This window comes from Alishewanella sp. d11 (assembly GCF_049390205.1).
GTDB lineage: Bacteria > Pseudomonadota > Gammaproteobacteria > Enterobacterales > Alteromonadaceae > Alishewanella.
This window is the reverse complement of the sequence record NZ_CP186547.1, coordinates 1,041,815-1,056,936: the sequence shown is the minus strand read 5'-3', so window position 1 is coordinate 1,056,936 and position 15,122 is coordinate 1,041,815. Positions and strand designations below refer to the sequence as shown.

Genomic DNA, 15,122 nt, shown 5'->3' with positions numbered 1-15,122 from the left:
TAAAAATGCGAACTAGTGATTATAGCAAAGCGCGGCTTTTCTAGCCAGCTGCAGTTAACTCACTGGACGCGGTTTTTTGCTTTTTAACGCTTTAAGCAACAAAACGTACTCTTGTTGCTCAATTTGTGTAAGTTGTTTTAGCTTATCTTTACGTTCTAATGCTTCCAAGCGCTGTTGCAAATAAAGATCCTCGATAGAATGGAAAGTATCGAGGAAATCTTGGCTAAGCTGTTCTGGTTCAATTTGATGTTCCCAAGTTGCTAACTTTAATAGGATGGCATGCTCTGGTAAATCTCGCCAGTATTCGAGCAACTGCGCTGTGGTTTGCTCTGGTTTTTCCAGTAAATGGCGTTGTACAGCCAGTAACAAGCCAATGCCTGGAATATTTGCTTCGGCTAATTCCGGTGCATAAGGCATAATTTTCGCCAGTGCAGGATATTGAATCAACAGCGCAATCGCTCGGCGCATGGGGGTGATTTTTAATGCTGAGCTGGCGACTTTGTTCGTTGCTTTACTCTGGTTTACTTTTAGGCGCTGTGTTTTGCGCCCTAATAAATTGTCGAGTTTTTCTGTTAACAACTCTTTATAAAAATTGCCCGGGATTAATTTAATCAGGTCAGCCCCTTTATTGGCCAACGCGGATTTACCAGCATCGGTATTCGCATCAAATTCTGCCAGCAAATGCTCGAATAAATACTGACTGAGTGGTTTGGCGTGATCTAAGCGCTGTAAAAATGCGGCTTTCCCTTCTTTTTGCACCAAAGAGTCTGGATCTTCACCGTCTGGCAAAAACACAAAGTTAAGCTCAACCCCATCTTTTAATTGCGGTAATGCACTTTGTAAAGCACGCCATGCGGCATCACGACCAGCACGGTCGCCATCGTAACAACAAATAACCTGTGGTGCGTACCGAAACAACGTATGCATATGATCTGACGTTGTGGCGGTACCTAAGCAGGCTACGGCAAATTTAATATCATGTTCGGCTAAAGCCACCACGTCCATATAGCCTTCAACGACCAAGAGACGGCTTAAGTGTCCTGGCTGTTGCCGCACTTCATATAAACCATAAAGTTCGCGGCCCTTATGAAATAAACGGGTTTCCGGCGAGTTAAGGTACTTTGGTTGGCCATCACCCAACACGCGGCCGCCAAAGGCGATGACTCTGCCGCGTTTATCGCGGATAGGAAACATCAGGCGATCGCGAAAGAAATCAAACTCACGGCCATTCTCATTGCGGCTGATCAGTTTTAAGTCGTATAACTGATCGCGAAGCAATTTACTATTGGTGCTCGATAGCGCTTTTAGCAAAGCATCCCAGCTTTCTGGGGCATAACCTAATTGAAAATCGGCAATCGTTTGGGCACTGAGCCCGCGTTTGGTTAAGTACTGTTGTACTTCAGCGGCTTTAGCATGTTGCTGCAATTGGCGTTGATAAAAATCAGCCGCTTGCTGCATTAACTGATAGTCATCGGCTTGAGGTGCAGGCCTGTTACTCGTTGGGCCTTTTTCACGTGGGACTTCTAAGTGTAAATCTTTTGCAAGCTCTTCAATCGCTTCTACAAATTCTAACTGCTCAAACTCCATCATAAAGGTGATGGCGTTGCCATGTGCGCCACAGCCAAAACAATGATAAAACTGTTTATCCGGGCTTACGGTAAAAGAAGGACTTTTTTCGTTATGGAATGGGCAACAGGCAGTATAGTTTCGAGCACCGGCTTTTTTCAGCGGTACACGTTTGTCAATCAGCTCTACGATGTCCGTTCGCGCAAGCAGATCATCGATAAATTGACGGGGGATTTGTCCTGCCACACTTGTCCTTTTTATTTAGGCTTCAGAAAAAGACAAACCGTGTTACGAGAACACGGTGTGCAGATAAAGCATCTTTTTGGGTAAGCAAACTAGACACGTAGTTTTGCTTTTGCTGTTAAGGCAGTAACCCTATGCCGGTATCTTAAGTCTGTGAATTAGTACAGACGGATACGACGTGCATTTTCGCGAGAAAGCTTTTTAGCATGGCGTTTTACCGCTGCTGCTTTCTTACGCTTACGAATCCAAGTTGGTTTTTCATAGAACTCTTTAGCGCGAACGTCAGCTAATACGCCGGCTTTTTCGCATGAGCGCTTGAAACGACGTAAAGCTACGTCAAAGGGTTCGTTTTCTTTTACTTTAACTACAGGCATTAAATTCTCACCTCAGGCCAAAACTGGTTATCGTTAACCAATACGATTAAAAATGGTGCGGTATTTTACGCAAAAAGCACCACCAAAGTAAAGCGCTTAAGTGATCTTAAATCAGATCCTCTGGCTATGGGGTGTGCAAGCCGCTACAATGCGCGTTTTCAGGGCGGCTATGATAACGAAAAATCGTATTGTGTGCTGCTTTTTTAGCAATTATTTGCAGAGCAACCACATAACACTGCGATAAGACGCGCAGCAGAGGCTTAAATAATGCGAGTTTTAGGTATCGAAACCTCATGTGATGAAACCGGAATTGCCATTTATGATGGTAACAAGGGCTTGTTAAGCCATGTGCTCTATAGCCAAATCCCCATTCATGCCGATTATGGTGGTGTAGTTCCTGAGTTGGCGTCTCGCGATCATGTGCGTAAAACCTTGCCTTTGATCAAGCAAGCCCTTGCTGAAGCAGGCCTAACGGCAAAAGAGATTGATGGTGTCGCTTATACCGCAGGGCCAGGACTAGCCGGTGCTTTGTTAGTTGGCGCTACCATAGGTCGCAGCCTGGCTTTTGCTTGGCAAAAGCCGGCGTTAGCGGTGCATCATATGGAAGGGCATTTATTAGCCCCGATGTTAGAAGAAGATGCGCCTGCGTTCCCATTTTTGGCCTTGTTAGTCTCTGGCGGTCATACCCAATTGGTGGGCGTTGAGGGTATTGGTCAATATACCCTGTTAGGCGAATCTATTGACGATGCAGCAGGGGAAGCCTTTGATAAAACCGCCAAATTAATGGGGCTTGATTACCCTGGTGGCCCTTTATTAGCCAAGCTGGCGCTTCAGGGGAATGCTGATAAATATGCTTTCCCAAGGCCAATGACTGACCGCCCCGGCTTAGATTTTAGTTTTAGTGGTTTAAAAACGGCGGCCTCGCTAGTGATCCAGCAAGAAGGTAACTCGGCGCAGGTACAGGCTGACATTGCCGCGTCGTTTCAACAGGCAGTGGTCGATACCTTGTTAATTAAGTGCCGGCGCGCGTTAAAGCAGACTGGCTACAAGCGCTTAGTGATTGCCGGTGGCGTAAGCGCTAACGAGTCGCTGCGTGAGCAGTTAGCGCAAATGATGAGCGCCTTGGGCGGTAAAGTGTATTATCCGCGCAAAGAATTTTGTACCGACAATGGTGCTATGATTGCCTTTGCGGGCTACCAGCGTTTAAAAGCAGGGCAACAACAGGATCTGACTATTGGTGTAACACCACGCTGGCCGTTAGCTTTGTTACCTGCAGTTTAAAGCGACTAAGGTACTTCGCGCGGCTGCAAGGCCTCTGTTCTTTCACTTAGCGGGTTATTCCTTAACCCGTTTCGACTTATCCCAAATTTTGCTTTCTTGACGCCGATAGAGCCTAAGAATATTTTCCCGGTGGCGCACGATGATCAGGATGCTAAGCATACAAACGGGAAGGGTATAAAGAGGTTTAATCCACCAAGTGAAAAGCGGAGCTAGGGCAACGGTAAGCAATGCGCCTAACGAAGAGTAGCCAGTGAGTAATACCACCACTAACCAAGTGCCTATGAGTAAGCCTGCGAGATCTAAGCCTATCGGCATCATCGCGCCAAAAGCCGTTGCTACTGCTTTGCCGCCTTTAAAACCAAAAAATATTGGATAAATATGGCCTAAACAGGCGCAGATAGCGATAGCCCCCAGCCAAAGTGGTTCTATTTTTAAAAAATAAGAGCCCCAAACTGGGATAGTCCCTTTGAGAATATCAAATAGCAGCACCATTATCGCCGGCAACTTGCCGCCTAAACGCAGCACATTGGTGGTGCCTGGGTTTCCTGAGCCATGAAAGCGCGGATCGGGTAAACGAAATAGCTGGCAAACTAAAACCGCAGAGGAAATTGACCCAAGCAAGTAGGCAATAACCATCATTATCAGGATCAGTAAGGTCATTCCGTGGTTCCTCAACACCCATTTTTGCGCTACTATTGCAGCAGAATCATTCGAGCAGCAAAATAATGTTTATATTACGTTTTGCCAACCCGCTCAGCCTACCTGAAACGAAAAATAACGCAATGCGGATTTAACTTCATGGACATCGTTTTTATCAAGCAGTTACAAGTTGATACCGTTATTGGGGTATACGACTGGGAAAAAACTATCAAACAGCGCTTGCTGTTAGATATCAGTCTGACAACGGATTTGCGTGCAGCTGCGCGCAGCGATGATATCCGCTTAACACTGGACTATGCCGTGATTAGTGAAAAGGTGATTAGCTTGATTACAGTGCAACCTATTGAACTGATTGAAACTGTGGCTGAGCGTGTAGCCGAGATGCTGTTAAAGGAATTTGCGACCTCGCAGGTGGAGATTCGGGTGTGTAAGCCTGGTGCTGTGGCGCAGGCGGCAACGGTTGGCGTACAAATCACCCGTTTTGCGCCTGGAGTGTCTGGTTGATGGTGCCAGTATTTATTAGTGTGGGTTCTAATATTAATCGTGAATATAATGTGCGAGGCGGTGTTAAAATGTTAGCCGAGCATTTTGGTGCCCTTACGCTGTCATCGGTTTATGAAAGTGATGCGGTCGGATTTTGTGGTGATCCTTTTTATAATCTGGTGGTGGGTGTCGAAACCACACTGTCTATTGCTGAGTGTGTACAACTTCTTAAACAGATTGAAGATCAATATGGTCGTATCCGCGGAGCAGAAAAATTTTCTGGAAGAACGCTGGATTTAGATTTACTCAGTTATGATCAGCAAGTGTGTGATACGCCTGTGCAGTTGCCTCGGGGCGAGATCACCGAAAATGCTTTTGTGCTGTGGCCCTTAGCTGAAATTGCCCCTAGCGTGGTTCATCCGCTTACCGGGCAAAGTTACGCAGCATTGTGGCAGTCTTATGATAAAATCCAAAAAATTTGGCCTATCGACTTTACATGGAGTGAGTAATCTTGAGTACTATTGAAGTGATTATCCTGTCTATTATTCAGGGTATTACCGAGTTTTTACCTATTTCATCTTCTGCCCACCTTATTTTGCCTTCGGCCATTTTTGGTTGGGCAGATCAGGGTATTGCGTTTGATGTCGCCGTGCACGTCGGAACCTTGCTTGCGGTAATGATCTACTTTCGACAGGATATCAGTGCTCTGACGCTTGGCTGGTGTAAAAGCTTGGCAGGGCAGCACAGTACAGAGAGTAAACTGGCATGGTGGGTGATTTTAGCGACGATCCCAGCTGGACTAGCAGGGTTATTCGCCGCAGATCTGATCGAAACCTTTTTACGTTCTCCTTGGGTGATTGCCGTAACCACCATTGTTTTTGGCTTATTACTGTGGGTGGCGGATGCTACCGCTAAGCAATTGGTCAAGATGGAACAAATGGGCTGGCAACAAGCATTAATCATTGGTATCGCGCAGGCTTTCGCCTTAATTCCAGGGACCTCTCGCTCGGGTATTACTATGACAGCAGCGATGTTAATAGGGTTAGATAAACTGAGTGCAGCACGTTTTTCTTTCTTACTGTCTATCCCAATTATTGTACTAAGTGGTGGCTATCAAGCCACAAAGCTGCTGAGCGAGCCAACACAGTATGATATTGCCGGTATTTTACTTGGCGTTTTACTGTCTTTTATCAGTGCTTATATCTGTATTCATTATTTTCTGAAGATTATCAGCCGGATGGGTATGTTACCTTTCGTGATTTATCGGCTGTTATTAGGCGTGGGCTTAATACTCTTTTTGAGTTTCTCAGGCAGCTAACCTGAAAGACCTGCAAGGGTTTATCCCTTGCAGGCGACTGCTCAGCACCAAACTATATTTATCTAAATTGCATCTTTTTTAGCCAAAGTAATGGCCTGTTGTCGCGCATGTTGCAGGGCGTCTTTTAATGCCGGCCCAGTTATGCCTGAGGCTATCAGTGTTTTAGCTTGCACGGTTAACGCGGCTGCTGCCAGTGTTGTTAAATAACGGGCTTGCGGATAGGCTGCAGTTTCAAAGCCAGTACGCCCACGCAAATCTGCGGTACAGCACAGCAAAATAGCCTCTAATCTTTCAGGTTTACGCCATAAATCGATCGCATTAAAAAACTTCAAGACGGTACTGGCTTTTAGTTCTTGTGCGCGATGGATTAACTGATGATGTTCACACACCAGCAAGGCCAGTTCGCGACAATGATTCGGCACCCGTAAGCGATCACAAAGCTGATTAATCAAGGGTAAACCTGTATGTTCATGGCCGTGATGGGCGGGCAGCAGGGCTTTTGGCGTTACGCCTTTACCCAAATCATGCACTAAGCTGGCAAAGCGAACCTCAAGTTTATCCGACAGCTTTGCCGCCTGCGCCAATACCAGTAACGTATGCACCCCCGTGTCGATTTCGGGATGCCATTTTTCCGGTTGTGGCACGCCCCATAAATTGGCGAGCTCTGGCATGAGCGCGCTTAAGGCACCACATTGGTGTAATAACGCAAAGTAAGCGGCGGGGCTTTGGCTAGTAAGTGCTTTGGCGGTCTCGACCCAAACGCGCTCTGGGCTAAGCGTGTTGAGTTCACCGCTAACACTGAGTTGCTGCATCAGCGCGAAGGTTTCAGCCGCCACTTGAAACCCCAAATGGGCATAGCGGGCATAAAAGCGAGCCACCCGCAGTACGCGCAGGGGATCTTCGACAAAGGCCTCAGACACATGGCGTAACTGCTTTTGAGCAAGATCTTGCTGACCGCCATAGGGATCAATCAGCGTACCATCCGCCGCTTTGGCGATAGCATTAATAGTGAGATCGCGCCTGGCTAAATCTTGTTCCAGGGTGACATCGGCAGCCGCATAGACGCTAAAGCCGGTATAACCGCTACCGCTTTTGCGCTCAGTACGGGCCAGTGCATACTCTTCTTTGGTTTGTGGATGTAAAAAAACTGGGAAGTCTTTACCCACTTGTTGATAGCCTTGCGCCAACATCTGCGTTGGGCTAGCACCCACCACCACCCAATCTTTTTCGTGAAACGGGTAGCCCAACAGTTCATCGCGAACAGCGCCGCCTACAAGATATATCTGCACATGCTTTCCTGATTGCGTATTTTTTGTCATTATACCCTTCTTGCCATAAATTGCAGTGCTAAGACAAAGGATAGCGATGTACACCGGATTTTTTGGTTTAACCAGCCCGCCATTTTCGATAGCGCCAAACCCTGACTTTATGTATCTAAGCCCGCGGCATACTGAAGCCTTAGCGCATTTACGTTATGGCTTAGGCGATGCAGGCGGCTTTGTGTTACTCACGGGGGAAGTGGGTACTGGCAAAACCACCGTATCGCGCACCTTATTACAAGAATTGGATGAGCAGACAGAAGTGGCTTTTATTCTTAATCCTACGCTATCCGAGTTAGAATTACTGGCTGCCATTTGTGATGAGTTAAAAATCCGCTATAAAAAAACCGATGCAAGTTTAAAATTACTGAGCGATAAAATTACCCAACGCTTACAAAAAAATCATCAAGCGGCTAAGAAAACCATTCTGATTATTGATGAAGCACAACATTTACAGCCTGCCGTGTTAGAGCAACTGCGTTTGTTAACCAATCTTGAAACCAATACCAAAAAATTATTACAGGTGATCTTAATTGGTCAGCCAGAGTTGCAGCAATTATTGCAACGTAACGATTTACGTCAGCTCGCGCAGCGTATTACTGCGCGGTATCATTTGCTGCCACTTAATTATGCTGAAGTGCAGCACTATGTGCGCTTTCGGTTACAGGTAGCTGGGTGTCAACGTCCAGTGTTTAGTGATAAAGCGGTTAAAAAGCTGTTTGAGCTAAGTGGTGGTATTCCTCGCTTAGTTAATTTGCTGGCTGATCGTGCGCTGTTAGCCGCTTATGGATTACAGCAGCCACTTGTTGCCGCCTCCGAGGTCCAAAGAGCGGCAGCAGAAATTTTGCCTGCCACGTCAAAGCCGACGCAAAAGTCTTTGCCAATCTGGTTATGGCCGGTACTGGCACTGTTCGGTATACTGTTAGGCCTATTATTGGCGTTACAAGTTATGCCTTTACTTCGCGGAGACTAATCAATTATGTCCATTTTGATGGATGCGTTAAAACAGCAACAGCAACAGCAACAGCCCAGCCTGCCGCCGCCAGCCGTTTCCTCGTTTTGGCGCAATCTGGCTTTAGTGTTGGCATTAATCTTAGCTATTGGTGCGGGCTTTTTAGCGGGGTATTTATTTTTACCTCACCAGAGTACTGCACCAGTCGCCACTGTAGCAGTAGAGACGGAACCGCCGCCAGCAGCCCTGCCGGTTGAAATTGCCAGCTTATTAGCGACTACTAACAGTCCCGACGCTGTCACGACGACAGAATCCCCCGTTCCTGCTGAGCCTGTGGTGGAAGTGTTACCTGCTACGCCTACGGTCGTGACGGTAACAACCAATACCGCCCGAGCCGAGCCCGAAGCTGAAATCCCCGCAGAGCTACGAGAGCGCTTTGCCAGTGCCTTGGCGCAAAGTGCTGAAAGTACCACTGTTCCCAGAAGTACCTTAACAACTCATAGTGCTCCAGCGCTGGATATTGGCAGTCTGGATGCTACCTTACAGCGTCAGTTGCCCAGACTGAAATTTGAAGCGCATGTCTTTGCCACGCAACCTGCTCAGCGCTGGGTCAAGGTGAATGGTAAATCGCTACAAGAAGGACAATGGATCACGGCTGATGTAAGGTTAAGAGAAATTACGCCACAATATGTCTTACTTGAATATGGTCAGCAGTTATTTAGTATGCGCGCTTTAAGTGAGTGGTAGGGCTGTGATCTTAATTTGATTTATCTTTTGTATGCATCTAAACAAAAGCCCACATTGCTGTGGGCTTTTTACTGGTCGACTGTCAGCGTTTAGCGCAGCTAAAACTGCAAGCTAACGGGTTATCGCCTTTACCCAATATTATCCGCCATGGTCATTAGCGAGGCATTGCCCCCTGCCGCGGTCGTATTGATCGTAATGGTTTTTTCTGTCACTAAACGATGTAACATCCGTTCATCCGCAGGAGCGGTGATTAACGGCAGGATAGCGCCTTCACGTGCCGCCACCAGTTCGCCAGCTAAAGGTTTTAACGCGCTACTGACTTCTATTATTGCGCCAGATAAATCATGGTGCGCTAATAACGTGGTTAAGCAATCTAAGCGGATTACCGCAAGTAACTGCGGTGGCATGCCGGACGCAACGAGCGCTTTGATGCAAGCTTCAGCCTCGGCTAAATCCGCTTCTTCTACCGCGGTTACAATGGCATTACCAGCTGCAAGCGCTGTAATGATACTTAACAGCCAGTGGCTAAAGCTGCTGGTGTCATCGCGTAATAACGCTAAGGTTCCGCGAGGTTCCAACGTCAAGGTATTTAATTCACCTGTTGGTCCAGGCAAGGTAACTGGGCGTTGTAACTCTGCTTCTACACGTTGTAACTTTGCTCTGGCCGTGATCAACACATGCTCTAAGTCAGGCTCTTGTTTACTCACCACTTTATTGGCGGCTAACGAGGCTAAGAACTGTCTTAACACTGATGTTCGCTGATTAATCGGGGTATTAGCCCATTTTTGTTGAGCAAGCAAAGCTGCAGGCAGCACATTCGCTACCGCGCTGCTGGTTGTTTCAGCCAATAGTTTTGCTTTTTTGCTTTCATCTAACGGCGGGCAAGAGACACTCAGATTATCCTTCACCAAACGCTCAAGGTATAAAGGTCCACCGGCTTTTGGCCCTGTCCCTGATAAACCACGACCACCAAAAGGTTGTACACCCACTACAGCGCCAATCATATTGCGGTTTACGTAGATATTACCGGCTTTAATTTCGCGTGTTACTTTGTGAGTAAACTGCTCGATGCGACTGTGTACACCCATCGTTAGGCCATAGCCAGTGGCATTAATTTGGGCAATCACATTTTCAATTTCTTCTGCTTTAAAGCGGATAATGTGCACAACTGGCCCAAACACCTCACGTTCAAGTACCGTAAGGTCTCTAATTTCAAACAAGTGTGGAGCAAAGAAGAAATGCTCGCCTTGCTGCGGGATAGCGCAGGCATAGTGCAGTGTGGCTTTGTCTTTCAGATATTGCACGTGCTTTGTTAAGCTAGCATGGGCTTTAGCATCAATAACGGGGCCGAGATCGGTGCTTAACCAGGCTGGATCACCAACATGTAGCTCGGCCATCGCGCCTTTAAGCATCGTAATAATTTTATCAGCGACATCTTCCTGCAGGAAAAGTACGCGTAAAGCAGAACAGCGTTGGCCGGCACTTTGGAAACCAGAAGAAATCACATCATCTACCACTTGCTCAGGCAGAGCGGTCGAGTCGACGATCATACAGTTCTGGCCACCGGTTTCAGCGATAAGCGGCACAGGTTCGCCACCACGTTCAGCAAGTTTACGGGCGATCCAGCAACCTGTTTCTGTCGAGCCTGTAAACATGACGCCCTGAATACGTAAATCAGGCACGATATACTCACCGACCTGACTGCCACGAGCAATAACTAACTGTACAACATGCTCAGGCATGCCACAGTCGGCTAATAGCTCAACGGTGCGGATTGCGATCAAACTGGTTTGTTCCGCTGGTTTAGCCACGACGGTATTACCTGCCACCATTGCGGCAGCCACTTGACCAATAAAAATCGCCAGTGGGAAGTTCCATGGGCTGATACACAAAAAGATGCCTCTAGCCTGATGCGGGCCTGCAAACTTTTGCTCTGCTTGATCCGCGTAATAGCGGCAGAAATCAATAGCTTCGCGTACTTCAGCAACGGCATCGGCTAACACTTTTCCTGCCTCTTTTACGCACAAGGTGAGTAGCTCGTCGCGATGTTGTTCCATGGCGTCGCCAAGACGGCGCAGGATAGCCGCTCTTTCACTTACTGGTGTAGCTGACCAGCTGGGGAAAGCTTGCTCAGCATTACTGAGTAATTGCTGCATCTTGTGTTGATCGGCATGCTCTAAGTAGCCAATGACTTCGGTTAAATCTGCTGGGTTAACAACAGGTGCAGCACCGTCCGGTATAGTTTGTTGCGTGAGCGCTTGAGCAAAGTGCGTCATGCTTGCTTTCAAAGGTGTAATATCATTGATATTGGTTAAATCTAAGCCTTTAGAGTTTAGCCTGCTACTGCCATATAAGTTGGCTGGCAGCGGGATTGAAGCATTACGCTTTTTCGACCAGCTTTTTACCACTTCCACCGGATCGGCCAGTAACGATTCGACAGGGATACTTTCATCGATAATATTGTTGACAAAAGAGCTATTGGCACCGTTTTCTAGCAGACGACGCACCAAATAGGCTAATAAATCCGAATGCTCTCCGACTGGCGCATAAATACGGCAAGGGATCTTTTCGTTGGCAACGACCAGATCATATAAAGCATCACCCATACCGTGCAAACGCTGGAATTCAAAACCTGTTAAGTCACCGGCCATTTCAATAATAGTGGCAACTGTATAGGCATTATGCGTCGCAAATTGCGGGTAAATGCTGTCACGGTAACTGAGCAATTTTTTAGCACAGGCTTGGTAAGACACATCGGTAGAGGGTTTACGGCTAAATACGGGGAAATCGTCCAAGCCTTCTACTTGAGACAGTTTAATTTCAGTATCCCAATAGGCGCCTTTAACCAAACGCACCATCATTTTTCGGCCGACTTTCACTGTTAGATCGCGAAGCCATTCAATAACATGGATGCCACGTTTCTGATAAGCCTGCACGGCTAAACCAAAGCCTTCCCAGCCGTTTAAATCAGGATCGCTAAACACAGTACCGATAACGTCCAAGGACATATCCAACCGATCGGCTTCTTCAGCATCGACGGTAAAGCCAATATTGTAAGATTTTGCGGCTAAAGCGAGTTCTTTCAGTCGTGGGACAAGCTCTTGGTGCACGCGATCTAAATGAGTGAATTCATAGCGAGGATGAATAGCCGATAATTTCACTGAAATACCTGGACTTTTTATCGGACCGCGACCATTAGCGGCTTTACCAATAGCGTGAATCGCTGCCATATAGGCCGCAAAATAGCGATCGGCATCTGCCATAGTACGAGCGCCTTCACCCAGCATATCGTAAGAGTAACTAAAGCCTTTTGCTTCCATTTCAGTGGCACGGGTCAGGGCTTTATCTATGGTGGTGCCTAATACAAACTGTGATCCCATGATTTGCATGGCATATCTTACTGCTTGGCGGATCACCGGCTCACCTAAACGGCCACAAGTGCGTTTTAGTAAACCAAATTGTTGTTTCTTCTGATCATCAGAATAATTGACTAGCTTGCCGGTTAATAAGAGACCCCAACTCGACATGTTCACAAATACCGAGCTACTATTGCCTAGGTGTGAGCTCCAATCGCCCTGTGACAATTTATCACGAATTAAGCGGTCGGCCGTGGTGGTATCTGGCACACGCAATAAGGCCTCGGCAAGACACATCAACACCAAACCTTCTTCTGTGGACAACGAAAACTCGTTTAAGAGTGCATCAACACCACCTTTACCAACTTGCGCCTGACGGATATATAACACCAATTGCCGTGCTCTTTCCCATGCACGGCTGCGAGTTTTCGCATCGACCTCAGCTAGAGGTAGCAGAAAATCTAATACCTGATCTTCATCGGCACGGTAGTGATCGCGGATAGTTTGACGAATAGGGTCGGTAGTGACCAATGAACCATTAAACAGCATAAAAATGTATCCTGAAATTAGGCTTGAATTTACTGCGGCATTTTAGTGAAAAGGCCGCAGAATAGGGTGGTTATTTTTCTAATTTAACCGTATATAATCGGGTGCATAGTCCCTTTAACACGAAAAAATACTGCCATGAACCAAAGTGTAAAAGCTAAAGCATTAGACCGAATTGATATCAGTATTCTTGATGCACTGCAAAAAGAAGGGCGAATCGCCAATGTGGACTTAGCAAAAAAGGTGAATTTAAGTGCTAGCCCTTGTATTGATCGGGTCAAGCGCCTAGAAAAAGAAGGGTTTATCGAAGGTTATGGCGCCAGACTAAACAGCAGTAAGCTAGGTTATGGCACCGCGGCTTTTATTCAAGTAACACTGGATAGAACCACCAGCGATGTGTTTGATAAATTTCGTGAAGCGGTAGTAATGATCCCTCAGGTAGCAGAGTGTCATATGGTCGCGGGCGGCTTTGATTATTTACTTAAATTGCGCCTACCTAATATGGAGGCATATCGTGGCATTTTGGCGCAAATTGTTGATTTGCCGGGGGTAGCTCAGACCCATACTTATGTGGTGATTGAGCAAGTAAAAAATGATCGCGGGCTACCGTTAAAACTGCATGCTGATGCCAGTACCCCGCCAAACTAAAAATAACTTTACATCCAGCGCTCGCTATTGCGGCGTTGCGGGATCAATTTGGGGAGAAGCAAACCAAACAGCAAGCCAAATAGCAATATTGCTCCCCCTAAGACCATGGGTTGCTGCCAGAAACTGGCTTGCGTTTCGCTGATCTCTGTCGATAAACGTTCATTTTGGCGTTTAGATTGTGTTAACTCTTCTTGAATTTTGTCACGCTCTTGACTAAGTAAGTTTAAATCAGCTTGGTATTGGTTATTGGCTTGTTCTAGCTCGAGTATTTTAGCATTTTGCTCTGTAAGGGTAGTTTGTAACAAGCTCAGTTGTGCTCTTAAGCCCGGGGTAAAAGTTAGATGTTCTTTAGGTAACCAAGCTGTTTTATTCGTATCGTACTGAATTTGCGCATAATCATTTTCTTCATTGAGCCTTATTACCTCTGTGCCTGCCGCTAAAGTGCCGACGATTCGGAATTGATTACCTGGACCAGAATGTAAATATACTACTAATGCATCATTGATATAAGCTGACGTCTGTTCGGTTTGGCTGTGTGCTGGTATGAAAAACACTAAAAGACTAAGCAAAAATAACCGGCGAACAGAGCTGCGAAATAAGCTAAACATAGGTATCCTGAGATTTAATTTGAAAACACGCTCTAAAACTATATCAGCGATAATAGGGAGTTGTGTGGCAATTGACAAGGGGTAATCCCCAAGCTTGAGGAAACGAGATGAGCACTGAGCTGGAATTAAAGTATTTAATCGGAGCCGCAGATGCGGCTTTATTATCTGAGTTATTGCAGCTGTACGCAAAGCCTGCAGCCAGTGTCACGCACCCCTTGTTGAATGCTTACTTCGATACGGCAGATAATTGGTTTCGACGCCACGATATGGGGTTACGCACTCGCCAGAAAAACGGATGTTTTGAGCAAACCATTAAGCTGGCAGGGCAACAGCACGGCGCTTTGCAAATTCGTCCGGAATATAATGTTGAGTGTGCTGGCGTCACGCCTTTATTAGCCGATTTTCCTGATCATATTTGGCCTGAAGCTACCGATGTTGCGCAATTGCAACCGCAATTAATCGAATTGTTTCGCACCGATTTCCAGCGGCAAAGTTGGCAACTCCAACTCCCCAACGCCAAATTAGAAGTGGTGTATGATAATGGTGAGGTACGGGCTGGCGAGCGTCGTCAGGCTATTTCTGAAGTGGAAATTGAGCTGCTAGGAGGTGAACCTGTTGCACTCTTTGATTTGGCTGCGTTTTTGTTACAAAGCATTCCCATGCGCACAGGCTGGTTAAGCAAAGCTGCAAGAGGATATCAGCTTTATCAGCAAACAACGACCGCTCGACCTAATCCCCTTACTTTATCAGACTCCACCGTCTTGAGTCATTTACAGCGCCTGCAGCAGTGGGAAAGTTGTTACTTGCAGGAATTTGACTCTGAGTTACTGCTAAGTGTTGAGCAAGAGATACACGCTTTAGCCAAAGCGCTGACCGATGAAGGTCAACAGTTATTAGCCAGTGATGCTAGAGCCATGGCGCGACGTCTGGCAGATGAGGGCGGCTTAGTTTTTAATAGCAAAGCCTACCAACTACTCTTATTAAAAATTTCCAAGTGGTTGCTTAAAATAGTTTAAAGGAC

The 15,122-nt window shown here is 46.6% G+C and carries 14 protein-coding genes; 8 read left to right on the top strand and 6 right to left on the bottom strand.

Features of this window, described 5'->3' with window-relative positions; genetic code table 11:
• Positions 1 to 54 precede the first annotated feature (54 nt).
• Complete coding sequence (gene dnaG / locus ACO1PK_RS04865) at positions 55 to 1,812, bottom strand: DNA primase (RefSeq protein WP_423187548.1); 1,758 nt, start codon at positions 1,810 to 1,812, stop codon at positions 55 to 57.
• Between the two features lie 155 nt (positions 1,813 to 1,967).
• Positions 1,968 to 2,183, bottom strand: coding sequence for a 30S ribosomal protein S21 (gene rpsU, locus ACO1PK_RS04860; protein WP_189430033.1), 216 nt, complete (start codon positions 2,181 to 2,183; stop codon positions 1,968 to 1,970).
• 267 nt (positions 2,184 to 2,450) lie between these two features.
• On the opposite strand from rpsU, the gene tsaD reads away from it, so the two are divergent.
• The gene (tsaD, locus tag ACO1PK_RS04855) at positions 2,451 to 3,464 is read left to right on the top strand and encodes a tRNA (adenosine(37)-N6)-threonylcarbamoyltransferase complex transferase subunit TsaD (RefSeq protein ID WP_423187547.1); all 1,014 of its coding nucleotides are present in this window, start codon (positions 2,451 to 2,453) and stop codon (positions 3,462 to 3,464) included.
• Between the two features lie 54 nt (positions 3,465 to 3,518).
• Here tsaD and plsY read toward each other — a convergent pair whose 3' ends face one another.
• Positions 3,519 to 4,124: a glycerol-3-phosphate 1-O-acyltransferase PlsY gene (gene plsY / locus ACO1PK_RS04850; protein WP_423187546.1), complete on the bottom strand. Its 606-nt coding sequence runs from the start codon at positions 4,122 to 4,124 to the stop codon at positions 3,519 to 3,521.
• A 138-nt stretch (positions 4,125 to 4,262) separates the two neighbouring features.
• Here plsY and folB point away from each other — a divergent pair, with 138 nt between their 5' ends.
• Genes folB through ACO1PK_RS04835 form a run of 3 tightly spaced genes read left to right on the top strand, consistent with a single transcriptional unit; the run spans position 4,263 to position 5,925 of the window.
• Positions 4,263 to 4,628, top strand: coding sequence for a dihydroneopterin aldolase (gene folB, locus ACO1PK_RS04845; RefSeq protein WP_423187545.1), 366 nt, complete (start codon positions 4,263 to 4,265; stop codon positions 4,626 to 4,628).
• The gene (folK, locus tag ACO1PK_RS04840) at positions 4,628 to 5,116 is read left to right on the top strand and encodes a 2-amino-4-hydroxy-6-hydroxymethyldihydropteridine diphosphokinase (RefSeq protein ID WP_423187544.1); all 489 of its coding nucleotides are present in this window, start codon (positions 4,628 to 4,630) and stop codon (positions 5,114 to 5,116) included. Before folB ends, folK begins: the two co-directional genes overlap by 1 nt.
• A 2-nt stretch (positions 5,117 to 5,118) precedes the next feature.
• Complete coding sequence (locus ACO1PK_RS04835; RefSeq protein ID WP_423187543.1) at positions 5,119 to 5,925, top strand: undecaprenyl-diphosphate phosphatase; 807 nt, start codon at positions 5,119 to 5,121, stop codon at positions 5,923 to 5,925.
• 62 nt (positions 5,926 to 5,987) lie between these two features.
• Here ACO1PK_RS04835 and ACO1PK_RS04830 read toward each other — a convergent pair whose 3' ends face one another.
• Positions 5,988 to 7,214 (bottom strand): multifunctional CCA addition/repair protein, encoded by a 1,227-nt coding sequence (locus ACO1PK_RS04830; RefSeq protein WP_423187542.1) that lies wholly within the window; start codon positions 7,212 to 7,214, stop codon positions 5,988 to 5,990.
• Positions 7,215 to 7,290: 76 nt separating this feature from the next.
• On the opposite strand from ACO1PK_RS04830, the gene ACO1PK_RS04825 reads away from it, so the two are divergent.
• Positions 7,291 to 8,217, top strand: coding sequence for an ExeA family protein (locus ACO1PK_RS04825; protein WP_423187541.1), 927 nt, complete (start codon positions 7,291 to 7,293; stop codon positions 8,215 to 8,217).
• A 6-nt stretch (positions 8,218 to 8,223) separates the two neighbouring features.
• The gene (locus tag ACO1PK_RS04820) at positions 8,224 to 8,943 is read left to right on the top strand and encodes a general secretion pathway protein GspB (protein WP_423187540.1); all 720 of its coding nucleotides are present in this window, start codon (positions 8,224 to 8,226) and stop codon (positions 8,941 to 8,943) included.
• Between the two features lie 128 nt (positions 8,944 to 9,071).
• Here the strand turns inward: ACO1PK_RS04820 and putA are convergent, their stop codons facing one another.
• Complete coding sequence (gene putA / locus ACO1PK_RS04815; RefSeq protein WP_423187539.1) at positions 9,072 to 12,848, bottom strand: bifunctional proline dehydrogenase/L-glutamate gamma-semialdehyde dehydrogenase PutA; 3,777 nt, start codon at positions 12,846 to 12,848, stop codon at positions 9,072 to 9,074.
• Between the two features lie 135 nt (positions 12,849 to 12,983).
• Here putA and ACO1PK_RS04810 point away from each other — a divergent pair, with 135 nt between their 5' ends.
• Entirely contained in the window at positions 12,984 to 13,493 is a 510-nt protein-coding gene (locus tag ACO1PK_RS04810; protein ID WP_423187538.1) for an Lrp/AsnC ligand binding domain-containing protein, read from the top strand.
• 8 nt (positions 13,494 to 13,501) lie between these two features.
• On the opposite strand, the gene ACO1PK_RS04805 is transcribed toward ACO1PK_RS04810, so the two are convergent.
• Entirely contained in the window at positions 13,502 to 14,101 is a 600-nt protein-coding gene (locus ACO1PK_RS04805) for a TIGR04211 family SH3 domain-containing protein (protein ID WP_423187537.1), read from the bottom strand.
• A 107-nt stretch (positions 14,102 to 14,208) separates the two neighbouring features.
• On the opposite strand from ACO1PK_RS04805, the gene ACO1PK_RS04800 reads away from it, so the two are divergent.
• On the top strand, positions 14,209 to 15,117 hold the full coding sequence (locus tag ACO1PK_RS04800; RefSeq protein ID WP_423187536.1) for an inorganic triphosphatase: 909 nt from the start codon (positions 14,209 to 14,211) through the stop codon (positions 15,115 to 15,117).
• Positions 15,118 to 15,122 lie beyond the last annotated feature (5 nt).

Coding starts and splice junctions, on each gene's coding strand:
- rpsU (WP_189430033.1), bottom strand. CDS start 2,183: ATGCCTGTAGTTAAAGTAAAAGAAAACGAACCCTTTGACGTAGCTTTA.
- tsaD (WP_423187547.1), top strand. CDS start 2,451: ATGCGAGTTTTAGGTATCGAAACCTCATGTGATGAAACCGGAATTGCC.
- plsY (WP_423187546.1), bottom strand. CDS start 4,124: ATGACCTTACTGATCCTGATAATGATGGTTATTGCCTACTTGCTTGGG.
- folB (WP_423187545.1), top strand. CDS start 4,263: ATGGACATCGTTTTTATCAAGCAGTTACAAGTTGATACCGTTATTGGG.
- folK (WP_423187544.1), top strand. CDS start 4,628: ATGGTGCCAGTATTTATTAGTGTGGGTTCTAATATTAATCGTGAATAT.
- ACO1PK_RS04825 (WP_423187541.1), top strand. CDS start 7,291: ATGTACACCGGATTTTTTGGTTTAACCAGCCCGCCATTTTCGATAGCG.
- ACO1PK_RS04820 (WP_423187540.1), top strand. CDS start 8,224: ATGTCCATTTTGATGGATGCGTTAAAACAGCAACAGCAACAGCAACAG.
- putA (WP_423187539.1), bottom strand. CDS start 12,848: ATGCTGTTTAATGGTTCATTGGTCACTACCGACCCTATTCGTCAAACT.
- ACO1PK_RS04810 (WP_423187538.1), top strand. CDS start 12,984: ATGAACCAAAGTGTAAAAGCTAAAGCATTAGACCGAATTGATATCAGT.
- ACO1PK_RS04805 (WP_423187537.1), bottom strand. CDS start 14,101: ATGTTTAGCTTATTTCGCAGCTCTGTTCGCCGGTTATTTTTGCTTAGT.
- ACO1PK_RS04800 (WP_423187536.1), top strand. CDS start 14,209: ATGAGCACTGAGCTGGAATTAAAGTATTTAATCGGAGCCGCAGATGCG.